The 351-nt window shown below is 71.5% G+C and carries 1 pseudogene; it reads right to left on the bottom strand.

Features of this window, described 5'->3' with window-relative positions:
• A pseudogene (locus AAE027_RS39525) lies at positions 1–351 on the bottom strand (hybrid sensor histidine kinase/response regulator); the annotation flags it as partial.

The following is a 351-nucleotide window of genomic DNA, read 5'->3' as shown; positions in this document are numbered from 1 at the left end:
GCGCAGCAGGCACCGGCGCTTCGATCGCGGTCTCGCGGAAGGCGCGCTCGAGCTCGTCGAGCGAGACTTCGCCGGGACGCAACGGGCGCTCCAGCATCTGTGCGATCAGCGTGCCCGTGGTCATCGCCTTGGCGGGCGCAGCGGCAGCCGGGGCTTCCGGCGCCAGCGGCGGCGCGTCGGCGACGGGAGCTGCGCCAGCCGCCATCGCGGCCATGCCCTGCTCGACCATCGCCTCCAGCTTGTCGATGAGGTCGCGGTCGTTGCCCTCCGGCTCGGCTTCGGTCGCCTCCAGACCCGCCAAAATCTCCTTGATGCGGTCGATCGAGGACAGGATCACCGTCACCGCCTGCC

The organism is Bradyrhizobium sp. DN3 (genome assembly GCF_041357655.1).
Classification (GTDB): domain Bacteria; phylum Pseudomonadota; class Alphaproteobacteria; order Rhizobiales; family Xanthobacteraceae; genus Bradyrhizobium.
This window is presented reverse-complemented; position numbering and strand designations above follow the sequence as displayed.